Origin of the sequence: Nocardia sp. CDC159 (genome assembly GCF_023740735.1) — a bacterium.
Lineage (GTDB): Bacteria > Actinomycetota > Actinomycetes > Mycobacteriales > Mycobacteriaceae > Nocardia > Nocardia pulmonis.
The window spans coordinates 169,206-194,838 of record NZ_JAMRXH010000012.1; the positions used below are offsets into that span (position 1 = coordinate 169,206).

Sequence of the window (25,633 nt, forward strand, 5' to 3'; positions counted from 1 at the left end):
ACTGGCAAGCTTACGCATCGTGCGGAAGCTGTTTGTGATCGGAATCGGGGCGGGCGATCCCGATCAGGTGACCATGCAGGCCGTCGCGGCGCTGCGGCAGGTCGATGTGTTCTTCGTCATCGGCAAGGGGGAGCGCAAGCGCGAACTGGCCGATGTGCGCGCGGCCATTCTCGCCGCGCACGTCCAGCGGCCCTATGCGGTGGTGACCATCGCCGATCCGCCGCGCGAGCGGATCGTGCCGGATGCGGCGGAGTATCGCGAGGTCGTCGCGGACTGGCACGAGCGCCGGGCCGCGCTGCTGGAGGAGGCGTTCGCGCGGGCCGAGGGGGTGGGCGCGATTCTGGTGTGGGGCGATCCGGCGCTGTACGACAGCACCCTGCGCATGGTGCACCGGGTGGCGGAGCGGGGCGTGGTGCGCTTCGACTACGAGGTGATTCCCGGAATCACCAGCGCGCAGGCGCTGGCGGCACGGCATCGGATCGTGCTGCACGACATCGGCGAACCGGTGCACATCACCACGGGGCGGCGGTTGCGCGAGGAGGGGGTCGCCGCCGGACAGCCGACGGTCGTGATGCTGGACGGGGAGTGCTCGTTCACCCAGGTGCCCGGCGACGATCTGCACATCTGGTGGGGTGCGTATCTGGGCATGCCCGACGAGATCCTGATCGAGGGCCCGCTGCGGCAGGTGGAGCAGCGGATCGTCCGGTGCCGCAACGAGGTACGGGAACGCAAGGGCTGGATCTTCGAAATCTACCTGCTGCGCAGGCGCTGAGCTGGCCGATATCTGTCGGCGCGGGCCGGTAGGCTGCGGGTATGCCTGAGTTGCCCGAGATCGCGGCGCTCGAGCGATTCCTCGCCGAGCATGCGGTGGGCGCGGTGGTCGGGCGGGTGGATGTCGCGGCGCTGAGCGTGCTCAAGACCTTCGACCCGCCGATCACCGCGCTGTCCGGGCGCGATGTCACCGGGGTCGGGCACTGGGGCAAACATCTGGGGATGAATTGCGACGGGCTGTGGTTGATCACGCATCTGTAGCGCGGTGGCTGGCTGCGCTGGGTCGATGAGCCCGGCGCCGCACCGCCCAAGCCGGGCAAGGGGCCGCTGGCACTGCGGGTGCACTTCTTCACGCCCGAGGGCGCGACCCCGGCCTTCGATCTGACCGAGGCGGGCACCAAGAAGCGGCTCGCGGTGTGGGTGGTGGCGGATCCGCAGCAGGTCCCCGGCATCGCCCGGCTGGGCCCCGACGCGCTCGCGGTGGACGAACGGCAGTTCGCCGAACTGCTGCGCGGCACCTCGCAGCGGCTGAAGACCGCGCTCACCGATCAGTCGCTGCTGGCGGGGATCGGCAACGCCTACTCCGACGAGATCCTGCACGCGGCCAAGCTGTCCCCGTTCGCGACCGCGGCCACCCTGGACGAGGCCAAGATCGCCCAGTTGTACGCGGCGATGCGCGCGGTGCTCACCGATGCCCTCGACCGCTCGGTCGGCCAGGACGCGGCCCGCCTCAAGGGGGAGAAGCGCTCCGGTCTACAGGTCCACGCCCGCACCGGCCTGCCCTGTCCGGTCTGCGGCGACACCGTGCGCGAGGTCGCCTACGCCGACAAGTCCTTCCAGTACTGCCCCACCTGCCAGACCGGCGGCAAGATCCTCGCCGACCGCCGCATGTCCCGGCTGCTGAAGTAGCGCCCGGCCGCCAGGGCGGAAGCCGGGACCCAAGTGCACCCGCGTCGATCCGCTGCCGCGCAACGACCACCTGGGGCCCGGCTCCCGCCGAGACGGCGGGTCAGCCCAGGGCCGGGACGCGCACGCCCGCCCAGGCCAGGCGTTTCGCCCGCTCCGGATCGACCTCCACGCGGGACGGATGGTCGATGATCCGGGTGCTGCGGCGCTGTTCGGTGTACTCCGGCCAGGAGTCGCGGGGTTTGCCGGTGCGCGCGAAAGACAGCCAGTGGCTCTGAAATTCGCGCTGCACCGCCAGGAAGCCCCGATATCCGCCGGTCACCGTCAGCGCGCGGCCGATGGGCGTATCGACACCGCCGAACACCGGAATCAAATCCAGCGCGTGGGTCGCGCCGAAACCGGCGAGCCGGATCGCGCGCGGCGCGTAGTCGAACCGGTAGACATAGGTCGGCGCGTACCGGCTGTGCCCGTCCGCCAGTGCGATGGTCGGCCGCCAGAAGACGAAGTCGCCGCCCATCCGGATCGCCACCTTCGCCGCCGGATATCCGGGGTAGGCCGCGACGATGCGGGATTCGACGTCCTCGCCGCAGCGCGCAAGCGCCTTGTGCAACTGCTGCGGGGTGGTTGGCAGCGTGCGATCGAAGCGGGAGAACAGCGTTCCCTCGTCCCGGTTGGTGCCGATGATCAACGGAACGGCGTGGGCGCTGCCCCCGGCGATCGCATCGATCGGCGCGCGCGGCAGATAGTCACCGTCCACGACCGGCGCGGCGGGAAAGGAGCCCGGCTGATTCCACAGCGACGCGTCGAGCGCGCGGTCCACCGCCTTGCGAATGTCGTTGGCCGGGGACGTGGTCAGGGCCGCGGCGGCGTCGTGCGGTGTGGCGCCGAGATTTTCCAGACACCGCCGCGCGAATACCCGAGCGTCGTCGGCCCCGACGGCCCAGTCCGCGGGCGCGCTCTGCGCGATGCCCCGATGGAACAACCCGGCGGCGGCGGGGGTCGCCAGCAGCGACACCACCGCGTGCCCGCCCGCGGATTCGCCGAAGATCGTGACATTGTCCGGATCGCCGCCGAAGGCCGCGATATTGCGCCGCACCCACTGCAGCGCGGCGACCTGATCGCGCAGGCCCAGGTTGGAATCGAACGGCCGCTCCGGCGTGGACAATTCGCTGAAATCCACATAGCCGAAGGCGCCCAGCCGATAGTTCATCGACACCACGATCACATCGCCGAGCATGGCCAGCCGCGAGCCCGAGTACAGCGACAGCGCGGAGGTGCCGAGGACATAGCCGCCGCCGTGGATGAAGACCAGGACCGGCCGCGGCGTCGCCGAGGGTGTGGCCGGCGCGGTGACGTTCAGGGTCAGGCAGTCCTCGCCGGTCGGCTGCAGCCGGCGCGGCCCGATGCGGGCCCCGGTGCGGTGCTGCATGGCGGCGAAGCCGAACTGCGTGGCGTCGCGCACCCCGGACCAGGGTTCGACCGGCTGGGGCGCGCGGAATCGCAGCGGACCCACCGGGGGCGCGGCATAGGGGATCGAACGCCACCGCAGGGTGCGTCGGCCGCGATGACCGCGGACGACGCCGTCGGCGGTCGTGACTTCTACCATCTACGAATGGTAGACCTCACTGCAGGTAGCCCTCGACCTGCTTGGCCGAGTTGGCCTGTGCCGCATCGGGGTCCGCGCCCCGATCGATCCGGGCCCGGCGCTGCCGCAGCAGATCCCAGCATTGATCCAGCATCACCTCCAGATCGGCCAGCTGCCGCCGCTCGGTTTCCGGGTCCAGCTCCTTGGCCACCGCCTTCGACCGCAACTTGTGCTCCTGATCCACCAGGTCCTTGATGCGAGCCAGAATGTCCTGTTCGGTCATGCGATCCATGCTACGGCTGCCGGTTGGCAAATCCGGGCCGCCGATCCGCGCCCGCGTCGGCCAGGCAGTCGGCCACCGTGCGGACGGCGGCCGGGAGGTCGGCGCGGGCCACGGCGGCGTAGCCCAGGGCGATGCCGAAGGTCTGCCGCGGGCCGAGGTGGTGTCCGGCCAGCCCCTCGAGCAGGATGCCGCGGCGGCGGGCGGCGGCGGTGACCCGTTGCTCGGCGGTCGCCGAGGGCAGCCGGACCACCAGGTGGCTGCCCGCGTCGTCGCCGAGGATGTCCAGGCCGCGGCGGCGGAACTCCGCGACGACGATCGCGCGCCGCGGCGGCATTGCCCGGCGCAACCGGCGCAGATGGCGGGCCAGGTCGCCGTGCCGGGCGAGTTCGACCACCACCTGCTGACCGGCCGTCGCCGGTCCGGTGCCGGTGTGCTCCCGGTGCGCGAGAACGGCTTTCGTCACCCGGGGCGGCCCGACCAGCCAGCCGATGCCGAGCACCGGGGCGAGGATCTTCGAGGTGGTGCCGAGGTGGACGACCACGTCGGGGGCCAGGGTGGCCAGCAGCGGCAACGGGGCGGTGTCGTAACGGAGTTCGCCGTCGTAGTCGTCCTCGATGACGAATGCGCCGGTACGCCGGGCGAATTCGATCAGCTCCACCCGGCGCGCGGCGGGCATCCGCGCGCCGAGCGGAAACTGGTGTGCCGGAGTGCAATACACGGCCTCGACGCCGGGCGGTATGTCCTCGACCCGCAGGCCGTCGCCGTCGACCGGCACCGGCAGCACCCGCACACCCGCCGCCCGGAAGGCCCCGACCGCGCGCTGATAACCCGGATCCTCCATCGCCACCGTCGCGCCGGGGCGCAGCAGCGCCGCGGCCAACTCGCCGACCGCGGCGCTGGCGCCGCTCGTCGCCAGGACGACGGTGTCGCTGCCCGCGCCGAGACCGCGATGGCGCAGCAGATGTTCGGCGACCGCGGCGCGGTATTCCGGATCGCCCGCCCGGTCCCGGCGCGCCGGGGGAATCCGGTCGCCCGCGTTTCGCCAGGCCCGTCGCCAGGCGGCGCGGTCGATCGCCTCGATACAGGGTGCGCCCGCGCCCAGATCCAGGTGTGCCGCCTCGGGATGCGGTTCCGCGGCGATCCGATCGCGCTCGGGGCGGGGCGCGGGCGAGGCGGTGAGATAGGTGCCCGAGCCCTGTCGGCCGGACAGCCACCCCTCGGCGTGCAGCTGCTCGTAGGCGGCGGTGATCACCGTGCGGCTCACGCCCAGCCGCGCCGCCAGGGCGCGCGAGGACGGCAGCCGGTCGCCGCCGCGCAGCCGACCGGCCGTCGCCGCGGCGCGCAGACCGTCGGCCACCTGCACCGCGAGCGGTGTGGCCGCGGCGCGGTCGACCGCGAGCGGAAGTTCGTCCAGGGCGTCGTGCACGAGAAGTGGTCTTTCGAGATTTCGACGAATTGGCCATTCAACAATGCCATTCGCCCGGGGAATCTGATCTCATGACCGAGTCAGTTTCCGCCCGGCCCTCGCTCTCGCCGACCTCGCGCAGCACCCTGACCCGCTACCGCGACCGCGCCGCCATCGATCGCGCCGCCCTGGACGCGGTCCTGGACGCCGGACTGCTCTGCCACGTCGGCGTCGTGATGCACGGCTCGCCCGTGGTCCTGCCGACCATCTACGGCCGCCACGGTGACACCCTCTACCTGCACGGCTCCACCGGCGCGGGCAATCTGCGGGCAGCCCTGACCGGCGAGGTCTCGGTGGCCGTCACCCTCCTGGACGGCATCGTCTACGCCCGCTCGGCCATGAACTTCTCGATGAACTACCGCTCGGCCGTCATCCACGGCCGCCCCACCGAGGTCACCGATCCGGACGAGCGGCTGCGCGCGCTGCGCGTCATCACCGACCACAACGCCCCGGGCGCGTGGGATGTCGTCCGCCCACCCAACAAGAAGGAACTGGCCGCCACCCGCGTGCTGGCTTTGGACCTCACCGAGGCGTCGGTGAAATCCCGTGCCGGGGACAGCGGCGACGATCCCGAGGATCTCGACAACGGGGTGTGGGCGGGGGTGCTCCCGATCCGGCAGATTTTCGGCACGCCGCGATCGAACGGCGATCTGGCCCCCGGCATCGACATTCCCGAGTACGTCCACGCGCGGGTGACGCAGGCGCCCGTCGACGCCTAGGTCACCAGTGCGTGGCGGTGAGATCGAGGTCCGCGAGGGTGCCGCGAGCGAGATCCGTCAGCTCGGCGTGTGATCGGATGTGCTCGGGGTCGAGGCCGATCAGGGCGAGGGTGTAGGTGTGCGCGATCCGCGACAGATAACCGGACAGGCGGGTGCGGGGGAGCCGGGCCGGGGTGAGGCCGGGGTGTATGGCCCTGGCCGCGACGCCGGTGCAGCGGTGCGGGCCCAAGTGGGTGAGGGAGTCGGGGAGCGCGCCGATATTGGAGCACAGGATGTCTCGTTCGCCCGCTCCGCGGGACAGTCGGTGGGCCAGGCGGTCGGGCAGGACCTGGAGGATCTCCTCGGGTAGGCCGCCGGGGCTGGTCATGCGGTATTCATATGCGGCGCGGCACTTTTCGCGGATGGTGGCCGGGGTGTCCGTGCGCGTGACGGTGATCTCGGTCATCGCCATGTCGTTGTCCACCCGTGATTCGTCGCGGGTGTCCACGGGAAGGCTGGCGGTGATCTCGGATTCGGGAAATCCACTGTCCCATAGCATCTTCGCCACGACGTGGACGAACAGGCTGTTCGCCGTGCCGCCCCGGGCCGCGGCCGTCAGCTCCCAGTCCGCGGCCGGGATCTGCAGTACGGCGCTGCGGGTCGCGGCGTCGGAGGCGGTGCGCGGGGCGGTGGTGGCCGGTGGCGTGGGCACGCCGCGCCGCAGCGCGCGGACGGTGCCGCCCAGCACGGTCGACAACTGCCGCCGCGCATCGTCCCAATCCGACCGCACGACCGGTCGTTCGGTGTCGACCCGCCCGCTCAGGGCTCGATCGACGGCGGTCACCAGCCCGCGCCCATCGGCCAGCGCATGCGAACAGGTCAGCGCGACAACCGAACTCCGATCCACCAGCCGCGTCGCCGACAGCCGCCAGCCGGGACCGAATTCCGGATCCAGGTCGAAGCCCTGTGCCTGCGCCCACTCCCACAGCTGATCCATGCGGATCGGCCGCGGCTCGATCAGCAGTGGATGCGCACGATCATTGGCCCGCCAGTACCGCCGCGCCCCCGGCACCCGCGGCCGCACCACGCGCCGCCCCAGCGGCCCCACCCGCAACGCGGAATGCAACTGCCGCAACAATTCCGGCTCCACCCGCCCGGCGGTCCGCCACAGCCCTTGCAGCGCGATCGGCGTGCCCATGCCGCGATGGGTGCGCAGGAAGATCTCGTCGACGACGCTCAATCGGCTCATCGGCACATCACCTCCGCCCCGTGGCGGTTGGGGTTGGACGATGTACGGCGTGGCGGGTCGGCATGTCGCCATCGTGCCATCGGCGGCGCGGCGTGCGTCCCGATCAGGCGGGACGGCCGTGTCGTCCCGCGCCGGAGGCGAACCGCTGCGCCCCGGCCAGCGCGCCGTCGGCGTCGGCGAGCGCGGTCATGCCGTGGCGCAGTTCGTTGGCGATGGCGGCGTCCTCGTCCAAACTCCACTGCTCCAGTGCCGACAGCCGGTCCGAGCGCAGGCAGGTCTGCGGCAGGGCGGCCAGCTCGGTGGCCAGAGCCGCTGCCGCACTGCGGGATTCGCCCGGCGGCACGACGCGATTGACCAGCCCCATCTGCAGGGCCTCCGGTGCGCCGACCGCGCGTCCGGTCAGGATCATGTCCATGGCTCGCCCCGCGCCGATGAGGCGCGGCAGCCGCACGGTCCCGCCGTCGATGAGCGGCACGCCCCAGCGTCGGCAGAACACCCCGAAGGTGGCGTCCTGCTCGGCGACCCGCAGGTCACACCACAGCGCCAGCTCCAGCCCGCCCGCCACGGCATAGCCGGACACCGCGGCGATCACCGGTTTGGACAGCCGCATGCGGGTCGGACCCATCGGGCCGTCACCGGTCTCGGTCACCCGGTTGGATCGTTGGGTCCCAAGCGATTTCAAATCCGCCCCGGCGCAGAAGGTGCCGCCCGCACCCCACAGCACGGCCACCGCGGCCTGGGGGTCGGCGTCGAATTCGCGGAAGGCGTCGGCGAGCGCCGCGGCGGTGGGGCCGTCGACGGCGTTGCGCGCCTCCGGACGGTCCAGCACCACGGTGAGCACCGGACCGGTGCGCTCGATTCGTACGCTCATGCCGCTGCCTCGCTGTCGCTTCCGGGCCGTCGCAGGCGACGGAGCCGCGCCGATGGGTCGAGCTCGACCATACGACGTAAACCCGCCCTTGCGTCAAGAAATGAATTCATGATTCACTTCTTGCGTGGCCTATCGCAGAACCCCGGCCGTCCAGGCCCGGCTCGACGCCCAGGCGGGCGCGATCACGCGCGCCGCGATGAAGGTGCTGTCGCGCGAGGGGTTTTCCGGCCTGTCCATGGCCGCGGTCGCGGCCGAGGCGGGCGTGGCCACCGGCACCGTCTACAAGAACTTCAGCGGTAAAGCCGAGTTGGTGACGGCAGTGTTCCGTGCGGTCGTCACCCGCGAGGTCGCCGCGGTCGCGGCGGCCGGGGCCGAGGGCGGGCCGGTGCAGCGGGTCACCGCGGCGGTGGAGACCTTCGCCGGTCGCGCCCTGAAGAATCCCAAGTTGGCGTATGTGCTGCTCGCCGAGCCGGTGGACGCGGCGGTCGACACCGAACGACTGCGATTCCGTCGCGCGTTCGCCGAGACCTTCGAATCGGCCATCGCCGCGGGCGTCGCCAGTGGTCAACTGCCACCGCAGAATTCGCGGATCAGCGCCACGGCGCTGGTCGGTGCCGTCGGTGAGGTGCTGGTCGGGCCGCTGGCCGAGGCGCTGGACAGCGAATCGGTGGTCCCCGAACTTGTCGCCTTCGCCCTGCGCGCCCTGGGTCTGCACGAATAGGAGCTGCCATGCCCACCCACGTTGTGTTCAATCAGGTTCCCGACATCGTTCCCTTCGACTTCTCCCGCAATCCGGCACTGATCGAGGGCCTGCACCGCGAGGGCGCCGGATGGGCCGAGGCCGAGGTGCGTGAATTGGGCACGCTCGCAGGCGGTTTCGAGGCGCAGGAGTGGGGGCGGCTGGCGAATGAGAATCCACCGGTGCTGCACACCCACGACCGCTACGGCAACCGCGTCGACGAGGTGGAGTTCCACCCGTACTGGCACCGGCTGATGGAGGTCGCGGTCGCGCACGGGCTGCACGGCACCCCGTGGGCCGACGATCGGCCCGGGGCGCATGTCGCGCGCGCGGCCAAGTTCCACACCTGGGGCATCACCGATCCGGGGCATATGTGTCCGATCTCCATGACCTACGCCGTGGTTCCGGCGCTGCGGCACAATCGCGAGCTGTCGGCGCGGTTCGAGCCGCTGTTGACCTCGCGCGCTTACGATTTCGGTCTGCGCGAGCCGTCCACGAAGGCGGGCCTGATCGCGGGCATGTCGATGACGGAGAAGCAGGGCGGCTCCGATGTGCGTGCCAACACCACCACCGCCACACCGCAATCCGACGGCACCTACCGCATCGTGGGCCACAAGTGGTTCACCTCGGCCCCGATGTCGGATATGTTCCTCACCCTGGCCCAGGCGCCCGGCGGACTGTCCTGCTTCCTGCTGCCGCGAGTGCTGCCCGACGGCACCCGCAACGCGCTGCGGTTGCAGCGCCTGAAGGACAAGCTGGGCAACAAGTCCAACGCCTCCTCGGAGATCGAATACGAGGACGCGGTCGGCTGGCTGGTCGGCGCGGAGGGCGCCGGCGTCAAGACCATCATCGAGATGGTGAATATGACGCGGCTGGACTGCGTGATCGGCTCGGCCACCGGTATGCGGACCGGCGTGGTGTTCGCCGCCCATCACGCCCGGCACCGGGAAGCCTTCGGCGCCAAGCTGATCGACCAGCCCGCCATGCGCAATGTGCTCGCCGATCTGGTGATCGAATCCGATGCGGCCACCACGGTCATGATGCGGCTGGCCGGGGCCACCGATCGCGCCTCGAGCGATCCGGCCGAGGCGGCGCTGCGGCGCATCGCGCTGGCGGTCACCAAGTACTGGGTGTGCAAGCGGGCCCCCGCACACGCCGCCGAGGCGCTGGAATGCCTGGGCGGCAACGGCTACGTCGAGGAATCCGGTATGCCGCGGCTGTACCGTGAGGCCCCGCTCATGTCGATCTGGGAGGGTTCGGGCAATGTCGCGGCCCTGGACGCGTTGCGCGCCATGGCCCGCCAGCCCGAAACCGTCGAGGCGTACTTCACCGAGGTCTCCCTCGCCCGCGGGGCCAACCGTCATCTCGACGACGCCATCGACCGAATCGGCAAGGAGTTCACCGATCTCGGCGAGATCGAGTACCGGTCCCGGCGCATCGTGGAACTGATGGCGCTGGTGCTGCAGGGTGCCCAGCTGGTCCGGCACGGTCATGCGGCCGTCGCGGATGCGTTCTGCGCCAGCCGGTTCGGCGGCGACTGGGGTATCGCCTTCGGCACGCTTCCGACAGGGGTGGATACCGCGGCGATCCTCGAGCGGGCCTACGCCTGACCGCGTTACTGCTTGAGCAGGGTCGCGACCTGGATGTGCGGCCAGTCGATCGGCTTCGCCGGATCCGGTTGCGGCCCAGCGGGAAAACGCAGCATCGCCCGCTGGCTGTATTGCAACTGCAGCGTCTCCTGCCCGTGCGGTCCGTGCAGGGTCTCCACCCAGAAGGTGGACGAGAGGGTTGTGGCCTCGGCATTGGCGGTGACGAAGCCGATATTGCGGATGTCGCCGCGGCCGGTGCGCACGTCCAGCGTGGTGGTGTGGATGACGGTGCGCTCCTTGAGCGCGTCGGTGAGCAGGATCGACGGATCGCGCAGGGCCTGTTCCGGCACGCCGGGCGGGAGCTGGGTGTCCGGCGGCGGGAAATAGCCGTCGCCGAAGGTGAAACCGACGGGCGTGGTGTCCAGCGGCGGAATGTCCGGCGCGCCCGCCACATCCGGTAGCGGCGTGCCCTGGGCCAGCAGCGTGTCACCGTGCGGGATGGCCGCCATCCGGACGATCGTCGCCACCGCGATCGGCGAAGTCGTGGGCGGCACGAAAAGCCACATCCCGTTCTCCAGATGCAGCGCCTCGTTGGTCTGGGCGTCGCAGATCTGCTGGTGATAGTGCAGGCCGCGCAGGAAGATATCGTCCTGGTTGTTGCCGCGATTGGGGATGGGCGCGCCGATCTCGGTGAAGGTCAGTACCTCCCGGGTGGCGTTGAGCTGCACGCGAAACGGCGTGCCGCCCTGGTGGTCCGGTAGTTCGGCGACGCTGAAGCCCGATCCCATCCAGGTGCCCGGCAGATCCTGCAGCGGGCCGAGGTCGGCGGTGGAGATGAACGCGGGCGCCGCCGCGCGAATCGAGAGCGTCATGGTTCCCCCCATGTGGTGAATTTCCCTCCGGAACCAGGATCACAGCGTTCGCCGCCCCCGGCACGCCCCCAATTCCATGCCCCGGGCGTCGCGGTCGAAAACGATCAACCCAGCGAAAGACCGCGTTCGGCGAGCGCCGCGCGCAGCACGCGAATCGCCTTCGGGCCCACTCCATGCAGGGCCAGCAGTTCGGCTTCGGGTACCCCGGCGAGTTGTTCGAGTTCGGTATAGCCCACGGCGTTCAGGGCGCGGGTCGCCGGTGCGCCGATGCCGTGTGGCAGCGTCGAATCGGTCATCCCAACAGGGTAGGGCCGTGGCGCCCGCTTACGGTGCGGTTGTGAGGGCGAGGCCGATCAGGGTGACGACCTTCGCGACCTCCAGACCCACGTACCAGTAGTGCGCGTGCGAGCGGGGGCCCTCCTCGCCCGCGAGGACGCGGTTCGAGCGGCGCGTCAGCGGCGGGCGGACGATCAGGATCTGGACCGCCAGCACCGCCACCGCCGCGGCGAGCCAGACCCAGGTCGCGCCGGATACCCGCGCCAGGAATGCCGAGATCAGCAGGGCGAGGGCGAGTACCGTCTCGGCGGTGTTCAACGCGCGGAACACCAGGCGGCCGATGCCCAGGCCGATGGCGAGGGTCACGTTCGGGGCGCGAAACTTCAGCGGCGCCTCCAGGAAGGAGATCGCCAGCACCATCCCGAGCCACAGCATGGGCAGGAACAGCAGCAGGTGGCGCGCGATCGACATCGGTGCTCAGCGATGCGAGCGGTACCAGCGGATCAGCGCGTCGGTCGACGAATCCGATTGCGGGCCGGGCTCTTCGGCCGAGGTGAGCAGCGGTTCCAGTGCCAAAGCCTGCTGCTTGCCCAGTTCCACGCCCCACTGGTCGAAGCTGTCGATGCCCCAGATGGTGCCCTCGACGAATACCTGATGTTCGTAGAGGGCAATCAGCTGGCCGACCACCGACGGGGTCAGCAGCGGGGCGAGAATCGTTGTGCTGGGGCGGTTTCCGGGCATCACCTTGTGCGGAACGATTGTGGGATCGGTGCCCTCGGCGGCGATCTCCTCGGCGGTCTTGCCGAAGGCGAGCACCTTGGTCTGCGCGAACAGGTTGCTCATCAGAATGTCGTGCATGCTGCCGGTGCCGTCGCGGGTCGCCAGATCGTCGGTGGGGCGGGCGAATCCGATGAAATCGGCGGGGATCAGCCGGGTGCCCTGATGCAGCAGCTGATAGAAGGCGTGCTGGCCGTTGGTGCCGGGCTCGCCCCAGAAGATCTCGCCGGTGGATGTGCTGACCGGGGTGCCGTCGGCGCGCACCGACTTGCCGTTGGACTCCATCGTCAGTTGCTGCAGATAGGCCGGGAAACGGGCCAGATCGTTCGAATACGGCAGCACCACACGGGATTCCGCGCCGAAGAAGTTGGAATACCAGACGCCGAGCAGACCCAGCAGCACCGGCGCGTTCTCGGCCAGGGGAGCGGTACGGAAGTGCTCGTCGACAGCGTGCATGCCGGCCAGGAATTCGGCGAAGCGCTCCTTGCCGATGGTGGCCATCACCGACAGGCCGATCGCCGAATCCACCGAGTAGCGACCGCCGACCCAATCCCAGAAGCCGAACATATTGGCGGTGTCGATGCCGAAGTCCGCGACGCGCTCGGCATTGGTGGACACGGCGACGAAATGTTTGGCGACGGCGTCCTCGCCGAGGGCGGCGACCAGCCAGCGCCGCGCGGCGGTCGCGTTGGTGAGGGTCTCGAGCGTCGAAAACGTCTTGGACGCAACGATGAACAGGGTGGTGGCCGGGTTCAGGCCGTCGAGTTTCGCGATCAGGTCCGCGGGGTCGATATTGGAGACGAAACGCGCCGCGATGCCCGCGTCGGCGTAGTGACGCAGCGCCTGGTGCACCATGACCGGGCCGAGGTCGGAGCCGCCGATGCCGATGTTCACCACCGTGGCGATCTGCTCGCCGGTCGCGCCGCGCCACTGGCCCGAGCGCAGCGCGTCGGTGAATTCGCCCATCCGCCGCAGCACCTCGTGCACCTCGGCGCCCGCATCGGCGCCGTCGATGCGCAGCGATCGCCCCGGCGGCAGGCGCAGGGCGACATGGCCGACCGCGCGGTCCTCCGAGGTGTTGATGTGCTCGCCGCCGAACATGGCGTCGCGACGGCTCGGCACCTCGGCCGCCTCTGCCAGTCGCACCAGCAGATCGACGGTCTCGCGGGTGATGCGGTGCTTGCTGTAGTCGATGTGCAGATCCGCGACCCGCAGGATCAGCTCGCGCCCCCGCGCCGGATCCTCGGCGAACAGGTCACGAAGATGCCGGTCGGCGAGTGCCGAATGGTGATCACGCAGTTTCCGCCAGGCCGCCGTCGCGGTGATGTCGCTGCTCACGTCCGCCCAGATTACAGACCACAACCGAGCCGCGCAGATACCGAGGTGATGTCGCTGGCTGTACGGGTTGGGCCGAGATTACAGACCACAGCCGGGCCGCGCAGGTACCGAGGTGATGTCGCTGGCTGTACGGGTTGGGCCGAGATTACAGACCACAGCTGAGCCGCGCAGGTACCGAGGTGATGTCGTTGGCTGTACGGGTGGGCCGAGATTACAGATCGTTCGTAAGCGCCTGGGGCATCCGGCTGATTGCAGCCACCCGGGGACAGGTGTCCGGCCTAGGCTGGAAACCATGGTGTCCGAAAGTGAACTTCTCGCGTCCGTTCCCACACAGCTCTGGATCGGTGGGCCGGTGGATGCCACCGGCGGCGCCACCTTCCCGGTCGAGAACCCGGCCACCGGCGAGACGCTGATCGAGGTCGCCGACGCGGGTCCCGAGGATGCCGTGCGCGCCCTCGACGCGGCCGCCGCGGTCCAGGAGCAGTGGGCGGCGACGCCCGCGCGCGAACGCGGCGAGATCCTGCGCGCGGTCTACGAGCGGATCATCGCGCGCACCGAGGAATTCGCGCTGCTGATGACCCTCGAGATGGGTAAGGCGCTGCCGGAGAGCCGCAACGAGGTGCGCTACGGGGCCGAATTCTTCCGCTGGTTCAGCGAGGAGGCGGTGCGCGTCCACGGCCGCTACCAGACCGCGCCCACCGGCACCGGCCGGATCGTCGTGCACAAGCAGCCGGTCGGTCCGTGCCTGGCGATCACCCCGTGGAACTTCCCGCTGGCCATGGGCACTCGCAAGATCGGCCCGGCGCTGGCCGCGGGCTGCACCATGATCGTCAAGCCCGCCTCGGCCACCCCGCTGACCATGCTGCTGCTGGCCAAGCTGTGCTCCGAGGCGGGCCTGCCCGACGGCGTGCTGTCGGTCATCACCAGCAGCCGCTCCAGCGCGGTCACCGAACCCCTGCTGAACGACTCCCGGCTGCGCAAGCTCACCTTCACCGGCTCGACCGCGGTCGGCAAGAAGCTGGTCGAGAAGTCGGCGAACAAACTGCTGCGCACCTCGATGGAACTCGGCGGCAACGCCCCCTTCGTGGTATTCGCCGACGCCGACATCGACGAGGCCGTCAAGGGCGCCATGCTGGCCAAGCTCCGCAACGGCGGCGAGGCCTGCACCGCCGCCAACCGCTTCCACGTGCACAACTCGGTCCGCGAGGAGTTCACCGAGAAGTTCGCCGCGGCCATGCGGGAGGTCGAGCTCGGCGCCGGTGCCGATCCGAAGACCACGCTGGGCCCGCTGATCAACGAGGAGCAGCTGACCACGGTGAGCGAGCTGGTGGAGGACGCGGTAGCCAAGGGCGCCCAGGTCCGCCTCGGCGGTAAGGCTCCCGGCGGCCCCGGCTATTACTACCCCGCGACCATCCTCGCCGATGTCCCCGCCGAAGCCCGGATCCTCAGCGAGGAGGTCTTCGGCCCCGTCGCCCCCATCGTCGGCTTCGATACCGAGGAAGAGGGCCTCGCCGCCGCCAACGACACCGAATTCGGTTTGGTCGCCTACATTTACACCCGCGACCTGGACCGCGCCCTGCGCATCGCCGAGGGCCTGGAAAGCGGCATGGTCGGCGTCAACCGCGGGGTCATCTCCGACCCCGCCGCCCCCTTCGGCGGCGTCAAGGAGTCGGGCTTCGGCCGCGAGGGCGGCTTCGAGGGCATCGAGGAGTACCTGTCGACGAAGTACATCGCCTTGCAGTGAGTCTGTGCGGTGGGCCCGCGGTCTTCTTCCGGGCACTTGTTCCCCAGACCGTCCCGCCTGGTGCGAAAGATGGTTCGCCGTACCCGGCTTCCGCGAACTGGGCCGCTGCGAACCAACGCCACAGACCCACGACGACACCGACAGGGTTGATCCGAGCGCGTCTCCCCACGCAGACACAAAACAAGCCGCCCCGGGGTGACATCACCCGGGGCGGCTCGAGGTCGCGGAGCTCGTGGAACGCCGCGTGGTCTAGTGGCCGAGGCGGCCGCGGCCGAGGCGGAGCAGGAGCATGGCCAAGGTGTGGCCCTCCTGGCCGAGCTCGCTGAAGCGCTCCAGCACCTTCATCTCGCGGGAGTGGACCAGTCGCGGGCCGCCGTTGGCCATGCGGGTGCGGCCGATGATGCGCGAGATCTCGGTGCGGCGCTTGATGGCGGCCAGGATCTCGGCGTCGAGTCGATCGATCTCCTTGCGGAGCTTGTCGATTTCCGCCTCGCTGCTGGGCAGCGCGGAGTCGGACCCGGTCGCGGTCGTAGAGGTGCTCATACTTTCTCTCCTCGTGTCAGAACTTCGATCGGCAGGCGGCCCCGACCCGTTACCGATCGGTTCTTTCACCGTGATTCAGACCCGGTGAGCCTTTCATTGTCCCCCGTCAGGTGTGCGCTCAGGTGCAAGATCGGTGGCGACGACTGCCGATGACCGCCCCGTGGGCAGAGGTCGTGTGAGCGCTGGTCATGTGGCCAGTCTGCCACGGGCCCGGAGTGATGCAAAACAGTTTCACGTTGAGAGGCTGCTGAGAATGCGCCGGAACTACATCCGTGTCGGTCCCCGCCGGTAGCGTGGATGGGCGATGGATACGACGGTGGCTGACAAGGCGCGGAGCGGGCGCGCGCAGGACAGGGATCGAGACGGCAACGCGGCGGCCGAACGCCTGCTGGAGGGGCTCAACCCGCAGCAACGCGCGGCGGTCCTGCACACGGGCTCCCCGCTGCTGATCGTGGCGGGCGCGGGTTCGGGCAAGACGGCGGTGCTGACCCGCCGCATCGCCTATCTGCTGGCCGCCCGCGGCGTCACCCCGGGCCAGATCCTGGCCATCACCTTCACCAACAAGGCCGCCGCCGAGATGCGCGAGCGAGTGGCCGGGCTGGTGGGCCCGCGCGCCGCGAGCATGTGGGTGTCGACCTTCCACTCCAGTTGCGTGCGCATCCTGCGCACCCAGGCCGCCCTGCTACCGGGCCTGAACTCCAATTTCTCCATCTACGACGCCGACGATTCGCGGCGGCTGCTGGCCATGATCGGGCGCGATCTGGACCTGGACGCCAAGAAATATTCCCCGCGCCTGCTGGCCACCGCCATCTCGAATCTCAAGAACGAGCTCATCGATCCCGAAACCGCGACCGCCGACGCGGAATCCGACGAGAGTGAGCTGCCCCGCATCGTCGCCCAGGTCTACACCGAGTACCAGCGCAGGCTGCGCGCCGCCAACGCCCTGGACTTCGACGACCTGATCGGGGAGACGGTCGCGCTGCTGCAGAACCATCCGCAGGTCGCCGAGTACTACCGCCGCCGCTTCCGGCACGTGCTGGTCGACGAGTATCAGGACACCAACCACGCCCAGTACGTGCTGGTGCGCGAGCTCGTCGGCCATCACGCTGCCCTCGACGACGCCGACGCGGGCGCCGCGGCCGCCGATCCCGACTTCGCCCCCGCCCAGCGCGCCGACGCGGTGCCGCCGAGTGAGCTGTGCGTGGTGGGCGACGCCGATCAGTCCATCTATGCCTTCCGCGGTGCGACGATTCGCAATATCGAGGAGTTCGAGCGCGACTTCCCGGATGCGGAAATCATTCTGCTGGAACAGAATTACCGCTCCACCCAGCACATTCTGTCCGCCGCCAACTCGCTGATCTCGCGCAACGAGGGCCGGCGGGAGAAGAAGCTGTGGACCGACGCGGGCGACGGCGACCTGATCGTGGGCTATGTCGCCGACAACGAGCACGACGAGGCGTCGTTCGTGGCCCGCGAGATCGATCGGCTGGTCGACCAGGGCGACTACAACTACGGCGATGTGGCGGTGTTCTACCGCACCAACAACAATTCCCGCGCGCTGGAGGAAATCTTCATCCGTATGGGCCTGCCGTACAAGGTGGTCGGCGGCGTGCGCTTCTACGAGCGCAAGGAGGTGCGCGATATCGTCGCCTACCTGCGGGTGCTGGAGAATCCGGACGATGCGGTGAGCCTGCGGCGCATTCTCAACACCCCGCGGCGCGGCATCGGCGATCGGGCCGAGGCATGTGTTGCCGTGCACGCCGAACAGCGCGGCATCGGCTTCGCCCAGGCGCTGCGCGAGGCGGCCGAGGGCAAGGTCGCGCTGCTGAACACCCGCGCGCAGCGGGCGATCGCGGGCTTCCTCGAGCTGCTCGAGGAGATCCGCGCGGCCGGTGCGCAGGACGATGTCGAATTCCCGGACGTCGGGTCGGTGGTCGAGGCGGTGCTGGACAAGACGGGCTACCGCATGGAGCTGGAGTCCTCCGACGATCCGCAGGACGGCGCCCGGCTCGACAACCTGAACGAATTGGTCAGCGTGGCCCGGGAATTCAGCTCCGAGGCGCGCAACAACGTGGAGGCCGCGCGGGCGGAGGGCCTGCTGCCGGAGGCCGGTGAGGGCGAGCCGGATCCGGGTTCGCTGGCGGCGTTCCTGGAGCGGGTGTCGCTGGTCGCCGATACCGATCAGATTCCCGACGAGGGCGCCGGGGTGGTCACGCTGATGACCCTGCATACGGCGAAGGGCCTGGAGTTCCCGGTGGTGTTCGTCACCGGCTGGGAGGACGGACAGTTCCCGCACATGCGGGCGCTCGGTGATCCCGCCGAGCTGGCGGAGGAGCGTCGCCTGGCCTACGTCGGCCTCACCCGCGCTCGACGGCGGCTGTATCTCACCCGCGCGGTCGTCCGCTCCGGCTGGGGCCAGCCCGTCTCGAATCCGGAATCGCGCTTCCTGCAGGAGATTCCGGGCCACCTCATCGACTGGCAGCGACTCGAGCCCGCGAATTCGCCCCAGGCGCGCGGCTTCCGCCGCCGCGGCGAGGACGAGGGCCTGGAGCGCGACTGGACCCGCGGCGACGGCTGGTCCGACCAGCGCCCCGGCCTGCGGGACCGCGCCCCCCGCCGCCCCGCCCCCGCGACCGCCGGAAAACGCAACAACTCCGATCTCGTGCTGGCCGTCGGCGACCGAGTCAGCGACGACAAGTACGGCCTGGGCCGGGTAATCGCCGCCGAGGGCTTCGGCTCCCTCGCCACGGTCACCATCGACTTCGGCACTGCGGGGAAGATTCGCCTGATCCCGCAGTACAGCCGGACTTTGGTGAAGTTGTAGTCGGAGGCGAAGGCCTACCGGTCGGCAGGGGCCGAACCTCGCACTGTTTCTGGCTCTTCGCACCCTCTGTGGGCCTCTGCAAGGGGTGCGAAGGGCGGGAAGGGGTGCGAAAGTTCTTGGCGCTGCTGGTGGAGGGAGGGGGTGGCGGCTCGTCGAGCCGGGACTGGGCGCGGCGGCCCTCGAGCACGCCGAGGAATTCGCCCGCCGCCATGACGTCCACGCCCTGCACCTCATGGTGCGCCAGGAAAACCTGGCCGCCGTGCGACTGTGCTAGCGAGCCGGATACTCCATCCCGCCACGGACATTCATGTCCAAGCCGCTGTAGCGTGTCCGGGCTGCTTCGCCCGTCGCCGCTCCGCCGAGGTCTGCGCTGGCGGGCCGTCAGTCGCGCTCGGGCCCCAGCGAAATGCCTCGCGAGGCCAGCCAGGGCAGGGGGTCGATCTTGTGCTCGCCGGGGAGCCAGACCTCGAAGTGGCAGTGCGGGCCGGTGGAGAAGCCGCGGTTGCCGACCGTGGCGATCTGGTCGCCCGCCATGACGCGCTGGCCGACCGAGACCGTGGCGGTGTCGACGTGGCCGTAGACGGTGATGGTGCCGTCGTCGTGCTTGAGGCGGACCCACATGCCGAAGCCGGAGGCGGGACCCGCGTCGAGGACCGTGCCGTCCTCGACCGCGTAGATGGGGGTGCCGATGGGGGCGGCGACGTCGACGCCGAGATGCTGGACGCCCCAGCGGCTGCCGAAGCCGGAGGTGAAGGTGCCATTGGCGAACTTCGAGAACAGCGGCCGCAGCTTGGCGGCCTCCTGCGCGGCGAGTTCGGCGGCGAACTGCTGGCCGTGCTGCAGGATGTCCTGAAACTGGCTCAGATCCGCGACGGGTGCGACATTGAGCACCTGCGGCGCGGGGGAGCCCTCGGTTTCGGTGCTGAGGGATTGGGCCGCGATCTCGTGTACCTGACCGGCGGCCTCGTAGTCGGCGGTGGTCGCGGTGGGCGACTGCCCGCCCGACTCCATCCCGGCCTGCCCGGCGGCCACGACCGCGCCCGCGGCGACGGCTACCACGGCCGCCCGGCCCTTCAGCGCGGCCGGGGGAGGGGGCATCCGATGGGCGCCGGATCGGCGAGCGCCGGGTTTGTTCGAGCGTCCCGCCACGCCGTCGGTGCGAGAGGTCTTGTGCGGCCACGCGTTTCCGAGCCGGGCGATGTCGAAGGGCTCGTCGTCGGCCTGCTGATCGTCGTCGTGGGTGTCCCAGGCATCCCAGCCGGAATCATCGGAATGTCCCGTGTCCCAGGCGTCCTCGGCGGCGTCCCAGTGCGTGGTGTCGGCGTCGTTCCAGCCGTTCGCGGGCTCGTGCTGCCAGGCGTCGAAGTGATCGGCGCGCGGGGCGGCGTAACCGCCGAACGATCCGGCCGCACCGAAATACGAATGGTTGTCGAAGGATTCGCCCTCGGGCCGATAGCGCCCGGCCGACTGCGCGCGCTGACTGTGTTGGAACAGGCCGTTGCTCATCGGCGGAAACCCGGTTTCGAACGGAACCGATCGGTCGACAAGTCGCCTGCGGAGCGGCCCTCTACCTGCGGAGCGCTGTGCTGCAACAAGCCTGCCGTCCCTCCTAGTCCCTGACCCCAGTCGTGACCGTGCTGTGACATCGACCGCATCGACGGTAACGAAACGATTGCAGGTCAGCAAGCGCTACGGTCGATCCGGTCAAACATGTGAGATTCATCACGGTAACAGCACGGAATACGAAACTGTGCTGGGGGTAACCCCGGCAGGTCCGTCTACGACGAATTGTCGTAAAAATACCGTCGCGACCGCTCATCCGTCGCACGGGCGAGAAGCTACTCGCGAGTAGGCTTGGCCAGGGGTTTTGTGGACGCGGATGCGGTCCCGTGACCTGCGCCACTTAGGCTGTATGCGGCTGATTTCGCGTCCATGTGACTGATTAGAGTCCGAGCCGACCCGCCTCCGACGACGGGCCGCCAACAGAAGTCGTTGTCACAACAACGCAGACGAGACGGTGAGTACATGGATCTCTTCGAATATCAGGCGAAGGAGCTCTTCGTGAAGCACGGAGTGCCTTCGTCGGAAGGCCGGGTCACTGACTCGGCCGAGGAAGCCCGTGCGATCGCGACCGAGATCGGCAAGCCCGTGATGATCAAGGCGCAGGTCAAGACCGGCGGCCGCGGCAAGGCCGGTGGCGTGAAGTACGCCGCGACTCCCGACGACGCCTTCACTCACGCGTCGAACATCCTGGGCCTGGACATCAAGGGCCACGTCACCAAGAAGATCCTGGTCGCCGAGGCCAAGGACATCGCCTCGGAGTACTACATCTCCTTCCTGCTCGACCGCGCCAACCGCACCTACCTGGCCATGTGCTCGGTCGAGGGCGGCATGGAGATCGAGGAGGTGGCCGCCACCAAGCCGGACCGCCTGGCCAAGGTCCCCGTCGACGCCACCAAGGGCGTGGACCTCGCCTTCGCCCGTGAGATCGCGAAGCAGGGCCACCTGCCGGAGGACATCCTGGACGCCGCCGCGGTGACCATCTCCAAGCTGTGGGAGGTGTTCGTCAAGGAGGACGCCACCCTGGTCGAGGTCAACCCGCTGGTCCGCACCCCCGACAACGAGATCCTGGCCCTGGACGGCAAGGTCACCCTCGACGAGAACGCCGAGTTCCGCCACCCGGACCACGAGCAGTTCCGCGACAAGGACGCCACCGATCCGCTGGAGCTCAAGGCCAAGGAGAACGACCTCAACTACGTCAAGCTCGACGGTGAGGTCGGCATCATCGGCAACGGCGCCGGTCTGGTCATGTCGACCCTGGACGTGGTCGCCTACGCCGGTGCGAACCACGGCGGCGTGAAGCCCGCGAACTTCCTGGACATCGGCGGCGGCGCCTCGGCCGAGGTGATGGCCAACGGCCTCGACGTCATCCTGGGCGACACCCAGGTCAAGAGCGTGTTCGTGAACGTGTTCGGCGGCATCACCGCATGTGACGCCGTGGCGAACGGCATCGTGAAGGCCCTGGAGATCCTGGGCGATTCGGCGACCAAGCCGCTGGTGGTCCGTCTCGACGGCAACCGCGTCGAGGAGGGTCGCAAGATTCTGGCCGACGCCAACCACCCGCTGGTGACGCTGGCGCAGACAATGGACGAAGGCGCCGACAAGGCCGCCGAGCTGGCCGCGGCCAAGTAAAGGACGAACGAGAATGTCTATCTTCCTCAACAAGGACTCCAAGGTCATCGTCCAGGGCATCACCGGCGGCGAGGGCACCAAGCACACCGCGCTGATGCTCAAGGCGGGCACCCAGGTCGTCGGCGGCGTCAACGCCCGCAAGGCGGGCACCACCGTCTCGCACACCGACAAGGACGGCAACGGCATCGAGCTGCCGGTGTTCGGCACCGTCGCCGAGGCCATCAAGGAGACCGGCGCCGACGTCTCGATCGTCTTCGTGCCGCCGAAGTTCGCCAAGGACGCCATCATCGAGGCCATCGACGCGGAGATCCCGCTGCTCGTGGTCATCACCGAGGGCATCCCGGTGCAGGACACCGCCTACGCGTGGGCCTACAACGTGGAGAAGGGCAACAAGACCCGCATCATCGGCCCGAACTGCCCCGGCATCATCACCCCGGGCGAGTCGCTGGTGGGCATCACCCCGGCCAACATCACCGGCAAGGGCCCGATCGGCCTGGTGTCCAAGTCCGGCACCCTGACCTACCAGATGATGTACGAGCTGCGCGACTTCGGCTTCTCCACCTCGATCGGTATCGGTGGCGACCCGGTCATCGGCACCACCCACATCGACGCTATCGAGGCGTTCGAGAAGGATCCGGAGACCAAGCTGATCGTCATGATCGGCGAGATCGGCGGCGACGCCGAGGAGCGGGCCGCGGCCTACATCAAGGCCAATGTGACCAAGCCGGTCGTCGGCTACGTCGCGGGCTTCACCGCCCCCGAGGGCAAGACCATGGGCCACGCCGGTGCGATCGTGTCCGGTTCGTCGGGCACCGCGCAGGCCAAGAAGGACGCGCTGGAGGCCGCGGGTGTGAAGGTCGGCAAGACGCCGTCCGAGACCGCCGCGCTGGCCCGCGAAATCCTCGAAAAGGCCGCTGTCAACGCCTGATTCGTGGACGAACGAGGGAAGGCCGCCTCCTGGTCGGGAGGCGGCCTTCGCCGTCGTGGGCCCGACGGCGGCCATGCAGGGCGTTCGGTGCGAACCGCCGCCGTGACCGGATCGCCCGAGTGCAGTAGCGTCAAGAGGGCATCCAGCCGTGTAGACCATGAAGGACTCGATAGGAGACGACGCCATGTCTTACCCGACCGGGGGCTCCGGGTACAACGCTCCCCAGACGCCCTCCTCCGCGCCCAGCTTCGGCCAGCAGCCGGGCAACGGCGGCAGTGCCGGTACGGCGGCCGGTGAATCGAGTGCCAAGGGGCTGCCGTTCTATCTGACCGTCGGTGTCGCCGCGCTGGGCGTCATCAACTTCCTGCTCGGCTTCACCTCCTATGCGACCTACAACCCGGGCGAGGGCTCGGCGCTGGGACTGCGCATTCCGGAGCAGACCGCGAACTTCTTCAAGGCCGGTGGCATCTCGCCGCTGTTGGTTTTCCTGCTGCTCGGCGGCCTGCTGGCCGGACTGTCGCTGCTACCCAAGCAGAACTGGGTCGGCGCGGCGGCGGCCGCGGCGGGTGCGGGCTTCCTCGGTCTGCTGTTCCAGTCGTTCAGCCTCGGTGAGGGCTACAGCCTGGCGTGGGGCGCCTGGGTGGTGCTGTTCCTCGCCCTGGTCCAGACCGCGGCCGCGGTGGTGGCGGTGCTGTTCGAGGGCGGCATCCTGACTCCGCCCGCCCCGAAACCGGCCGCGCCGCAGGGGGGCGGATTCGGCGGTCCGGGAGGCTACGGCCAGCAGCAGCCGTCCTACGGCCAGGGCCAGCAGGCTCAGCAGCAGGGCCAGTTCGGCCAGAACCCCTCGGCCTACGGGCAGTACGGCCAGCAGCCGTCCTACGGTCAGCAGCCGGGTCAGCAGTCGGCCTACGGCCAGTACGGTCAGCAGCCCGCCTACGGCCAGCCGGGTCAGCAGCAGTACGGCCAGCAGCAGTACGGCCAGACCCCGCAGTACGGCCAGACCCAGCAGCCGTCCTACGGGCAGCAGGGTGCGCAGCAGCCCTTCGGCGCGGCGCAGCCGCAGCGGTCCGCGCAGCAGCCCGCCGGTGACGAGAGCGCCACACAGCATTTCGGCGCGGCGCAGCCGGGCCAGCAACAGTACGGCAGCACCAGCTACGGCCAGCAGGGCCAGACGGGTCCGCAGAGCACCCAGTCCAGCCCGTTCGGCGGCGAGCAGAACTCGAACCCGGCCGCGGACGCCACCAAGGCATTCCGTCCGGAGGACGACAAGCAGTAACCCCTCCGGCCGCCGGTGAGTCGGGCCCGCGCGGCGCGCCTGACTCGCGGCGGCGCGGAAACCTGCCACGCTGAATTCCCATGGGCAAGCTCACGAGTGGACCTCCGACTCGCCGCCCGTGGTGGACGGTTATCGGGAGGGGCAGGTGAGGTCGTCGGCGTTGGTCAGGTGGGACGAGTCCGGGCAGCGACGGACCGGATCGACGGTGACCGCGGACGAGCCGAATCCCCCCGAGGACAACATCTTTCTGTCCCTGACGCCCGAGCGGGCCCGGGTGCTGCTCATTGTCGCGGCGCGCACGTCGAGTTTCACCGTGGTCGCCATCGTGGCGCTGGTGCTCGCGACGTTGTTCGCCGCGGACGGCGGGCTGACCGGGGCATCGGGTGCGATCGCGGCCGGTTGGCTTGCGGTGCATCAGGTTCCGCTGGTGATCGGGACGACCTCGCTCGGAGTGCTGCCGCTGCTGCCGACCGGGGTGGTGGTGTGGTTCGCCGCGCGTGACTGTGCGCGGGCGGTCGAACCGCGGTCCTCGCGCGCCGATCTCGGCTGGATCGTGGGCGCGGCGCTGTCGGGACCGCTGCTGATCACCGCGGTCTGCCTGGCGGTGGCCGAGGACGCCTCCTCGGTGGTGGCGCTGCAGCCGCCGAACACCCTGGCCGCCTTCGGCTGCGTGGGTGGGCTGCATCTGCTGGCCGCGGCGGCCGGCATCGGCATTCGGCGGCCCGAGCTGATCACGCCCTATCTGCCCGACTGGGTGCTGCCCGGCGGCCAGGCGGCGCTGCGGGTGGTGCAGCGGCTGCTGTTCGCCGGAACCGCGCTGACCCTGGTGTCATTCCTGGTGCACTGGTCGCGGATCGGTGAGACCTACCGGGCGGCGGGCAATTTCGCGGGCGTCGTGGGTCTGACGGCGCTGTCGCTGGCTTATCTGCCGAACGTCGTGATCGACGCGACGAGCGTGCTGGTGGGCGCCGACGTCCATCTGGGCGCGGGCTCGCTGAGCCTGTTCGGCATCACCGGAGCGCCGATTCCCGCCCTGCCCATCCTGGTCGCCGTGCCCGAGGGGCCGGCGGCCGCGTGGTGGCCGGTGGCGCTGCTGATCCCGATCGTCGTGGGTGTGCTGGCCGGACGCGAATGTGCCCGCGGCTCCGGCGATCGGGTGCGCGCACCCTGGGCCACCCTGACCGCGGCCGGACTGTCCGCGGCGGGCGTGGCGGTGCTCGGCCTCGCGGCCGGTGGGGCGGCGGGCTCGTTCGGCGAACTCGGCCCCGGGGTGTGGCTGTTCACCGGATTGACGTTCGTCTGGACCGCCGCCGCGGGATATGTCGGCCTGCTGGCGGCCCGGTGGTTCCTCGCCGCGCCCGCGGCCGATCTGCCGCCGGGGGATTACCACGACGCGGACGACTACGACGACTATCCCGACGACGAATACGACGAATACGACGACTACGCCGAGGAGTACCCCGACGACGGCTACGTCTACCGGCCCGAGCCGGGTACCTCGGTCGTCGACGGCGAATTGGTCGAGGAGCCGCTGGCGCTGTCCACCCGCGTCGAGACCACCGAGAGCTCCGACATTCTCGATGCCGAGGTGGTGGAGGCGGACCTGCCGGACAGCGACGAAGTGGACGGTCGTTAGGCTCTAACGCGGCGGCCCGGACTGGCCGCCGCCATCCCGCACCCGCCGCACACAGGGAGTAGAGCGCTGAC

Annotated in this window: 22 protein-coding genes and 1 pseudogene; 12 read left to right on the forward strand and 11 right to left on the reverse strand. The window is 69.7% G+C overall.

Going from position 1 to position 25,633, the window contains the following annotated elements; translation table 11 throughout:
• The first annotated feature begins 19 nt into the window (after positions 1-19).
• On the forward strand, positions 20-772 hold the full coding sequence (gene cobF, locus NDR87_RS24830; RefSeq protein ID WP_251913049.1) for a precorrin-6A synthase (deacetylating): 753 nt from the start codon (positions 20-22) through the stop codon (positions 770-772).
• A 41-nt stretch (positions 773-813) separates the two neighbouring features.
• Positions 814-1,680 (forward strand): annotated as a pseudogene (locus tag NDR87_RS24835) (Fpg/Nei family DNA glycosylase).
• Between the two features lie 100 nt (positions 1,681-1,780).
• Here NDR87_RS24835 and NDR87_RS24840 read toward each other — a convergent pair.
• From NDR87_RS24840 to NDR87_RS24850, 3 genes are read right to left on the reverse strand one after another with little or no spacing between them, the layout of a single operon-like run.
• Complete coding sequence (locus tag NDR87_RS24840) at positions 1,781-3,283, reverse strand: carboxylesterase/lipase family protein (RefSeq protein WP_251913051.1); 1,503 nt, start codon at positions 3,281-3,283, stop codon at positions 1,781-1,783.
• Between the two features lie 16 nt (positions 3,284-3,299).
• Positions 3,300-3,545 (reverse strand): DUF2630 family protein, encoded by a 246-nt coding sequence (locus NDR87_RS24845; RefSeq protein ID WP_251913054.1) that lies wholly within the window; start codon positions 3,543-3,545, stop codon positions 3,300-3,302.
• A gap of 10 nt (positions 3,546-3,555) precedes the next feature.
• The gene (locus NDR87_RS24850; protein WP_251913057.1) at positions 3,556-4,971 is read right to left on the reverse strand and encodes a PLP-dependent aminotransferase family protein; all 1,416 of its coding nucleotides are present in this window, start codon (positions 4,969-4,971) and stop codon (positions 3,556-3,558) included.
• Between the two features lie 71 nt (positions 4,972-5,042).
• On the opposite strand from NDR87_RS24850, the gene NDR87_RS24855 reads away from it, so the two are divergent.
• Entirely contained in the window at positions 5,043-5,729 is a 687-nt protein-coding gene (locus NDR87_RS24855) for a pyridoxamine 5'-phosphate oxidase family protein (protein ID WP_251913059.1), read from the forward strand.
• Between the two features lies 1 nt (position 5,730).
• Here the strand turns inward: NDR87_RS24855 and NDR87_RS24860 are convergent, their stop codons facing one another.
• Both NDR87_RS24860 and NDR87_RS24865 read right to left on the reverse strand, forming a co-directional pair.
• Positions 5,731-6,957 (reverse strand): hypothetical protein, encoded by a 1,227-nt coding sequence (locus tag NDR87_RS24860; protein WP_251913062.1) that lies wholly within the window; start codon positions 6,955-6,957, stop codon positions 5,731-5,733.
• Between the two features lie 103 nt (positions 6,958-7,060).
• Complete coding sequence (locus NDR87_RS24865; RefSeq protein WP_251913064.1) at positions 7,061-7,828, reverse strand: crotonase/enoyl-CoA hydratase family protein; 768 nt, start codon at positions 7,826-7,828, stop codon at positions 7,061-7,063.
• Positions 7,829-7,952: 124 nt separating this feature from the next.
• Between NDR87_RS24865 and NDR87_RS24870 the strand changes: the two genes are divergently transcribed.
• Complete coding sequence (locus tag NDR87_RS24870) at positions 7,953-8,549, forward strand: TetR/AcrR family transcriptional regulator (RefSeq protein WP_251913066.1); 597 nt, start codon at positions 7,953-7,955, stop codon at positions 8,547-8,549.
• 8 nt (positions 8,550-8,557) lie between these two features.
• On the forward strand, positions 8,558-10,177 hold the full coding sequence (locus NDR87_RS24875; RefSeq protein WP_251913068.1) for an acyl-CoA dehydrogenase family protein: 1,620 nt from the start codon (positions 8,558-8,560) through the stop codon (positions 10,175-10,177).
• Positions 10,178-10,182: 5 nt separating this feature from the next.
• On the opposite strand, the gene NDR87_RS24880 is transcribed toward NDR87_RS24875, so the two are convergent.
• The 4 genes from NDR87_RS24880 to pgi form a co-directional block, all read right to left on the reverse strand.
• A complete protein-coding gene (locus NDR87_RS24880; RefSeq protein WP_251913070.1) occupies positions 10,183-11,028 on the reverse strand; it encodes a heme-binding protein in 846 nt (281 codons plus the stop codon).
• Between the two features lie 104 nt (positions 11,029-11,132).
• Positions 11,133-11,324, reverse strand: a complete 192-nt coding sequence (locus NDR87_RS24885) for a DNA-binding protein (RefSeq protein ID WP_251913072.1) — start codon at positions 11,322-11,324, stop codon at positions 11,133-11,135.
• A 28-nt stretch (positions 11,325-11,352) separates the two neighbouring features.
• Positions 11,353-11,775 carry a hypothetical protein gene (locus tag NDR87_RS24890; protein ID WP_251913074.1) on the reverse strand — a complete coding sequence of 141 codons (423 nt, stop codon included), beginning with the start codon at positions 11,773-11,775 and terminating at the stop codon, positions 11,353-11,355.
• A 6-nt stretch (positions 11,776-11,781) separates the two neighbouring features.
• Positions 11,782-13,419: a glucose-6-phosphate isomerase gene (gene pgi / locus NDR87_RS24895; RefSeq protein ID WP_251913081.1), complete on the reverse strand. Its 1,638-nt coding sequence runs from the start codon at positions 13,417-13,419 to the stop codon at positions 11,782-11,784.
• Positions 13,420-13,711: 292 nt separating this feature from the next.
• On the opposite strand from pgi, the gene NDR87_RS24900 reads away from it, so the two are divergent.
• The gene (locus NDR87_RS24900) at positions 13,712-15,163 is read left to right on the forward strand and encodes an NAD-dependent succinate-semialdehyde dehydrogenase (RefSeq protein ID WP_251913083.1); all 1,452 of its coding nucleotides are present in this window, start codon (positions 13,712-13,714) and stop codon (positions 15,161-15,163) included.
• A 249-nt stretch (positions 15,164-15,412) separates the two neighbouring features.
• Here the strand turns inward: NDR87_RS24900 and NDR87_RS24905 are convergent, their stop codons facing one another.
• Positions 15,413-15,706 carry a chorismate mutase gene (locus NDR87_RS24905; RefSeq protein WP_251913085.1) on the reverse strand — a complete coding sequence of 98 codons (294 nt, stop codon included), beginning with the start codon at positions 15,704-15,706 and terminating at the stop codon, positions 15,413-15,415.
• Positions 15,707-16,010: 304 nt separating this feature from the next.
• On the opposite strand from NDR87_RS24905, the gene pcrA reads away from it, so the two are divergent.
• Both pcrA and NDR87_RS37930 read left to right on the forward strand, forming a co-directional pair.
• A complete protein-coding gene (pcrA, locus tag NDR87_RS24910) occupies positions 16,011-18,530 on the forward strand; it encodes a DNA helicase PcrA (RefSeq protein WP_251913087.1) in 2,520 nt (839 codons plus the stop codon).
• Between the two features lie 85 nt (positions 18,531-18,615).
• Positions 18,616-18,804 carry a GNAT family N-acetyltransferase gene (locus NDR87_RS37930; RefSeq protein ID WP_372494176.1) on the forward strand — a complete coding sequence of 63 codons (189 nt, stop codon included), beginning with the start codon at positions 18,616-18,618 and terminating at the stop codon, positions 18,802-18,804.
• A gap of 107 nt (positions 18,805-18,911) precedes the next feature.
• Here NDR87_RS37930 and NDR87_RS24915 read toward each other — a convergent pair whose 3' ends face one another.
• The gene (locus NDR87_RS24915; protein ID WP_251913088.1) at positions 18,912-20,036 is read right to left on the reverse strand and encodes a M23 family metallopeptidase; all 1,125 of its coding nucleotides are present in this window, start codon (positions 20,034-20,036) and stop codon (positions 18,912-18,914) included.
• 519 nt (positions 20,037-20,555) lie between these two features.
• Between NDR87_RS24915 and sucC the strand changes: the two genes are divergently transcribed.
• The 4 genes from sucC (at position 20,556) to NDR87_RS24935 (ending at position 25,562) form a co-directional block, all read left to right on the forward strand.
• Positions 20,556-21,722, forward strand: coding sequence for an ADP-forming succinate--CoA ligase subunit beta (sucC, locus tag NDR87_RS24920; protein WP_251913089.1), 1,167 nt, complete (start codon positions 20,556-20,558; stop codon positions 21,720-21,722).
• A gap of 13 nt (positions 21,723-21,735) precedes the next feature.
• Entirely contained in the window at positions 21,736-22,650 is a 915-nt protein-coding gene (gene sucD, locus NDR87_RS24925) for a succinate--CoA ligase subunit alpha (protein ID WP_251913090.1), read from the forward strand.
• Positions 22,651-22,834: 184 nt separating this feature from the next.
• Positions 22,835-23,926 (forward strand): DUF5336 domain-containing protein, encoded by a 1,092-nt coding sequence (locus NDR87_RS24930; RefSeq protein WP_251913091.1) that lies wholly within the window; start codon positions 22,835-22,837, stop codon positions 23,924-23,926.
• Between the two features lie 205 nt (positions 23,927-24,131).
• Positions 24,132-25,562 carry a DUF6350 family protein gene (locus tag NDR87_RS24935; protein WP_251913092.1) on the forward strand — a complete coding sequence of 477 codons (1,431 nt, stop codon included), beginning with the start codon at positions 24,132-24,134 and terminating at the stop codon, positions 25,560-25,562.
• The last annotated feature ends 71 nt before the right edge of the window (positions 25,563-25,633 follow it).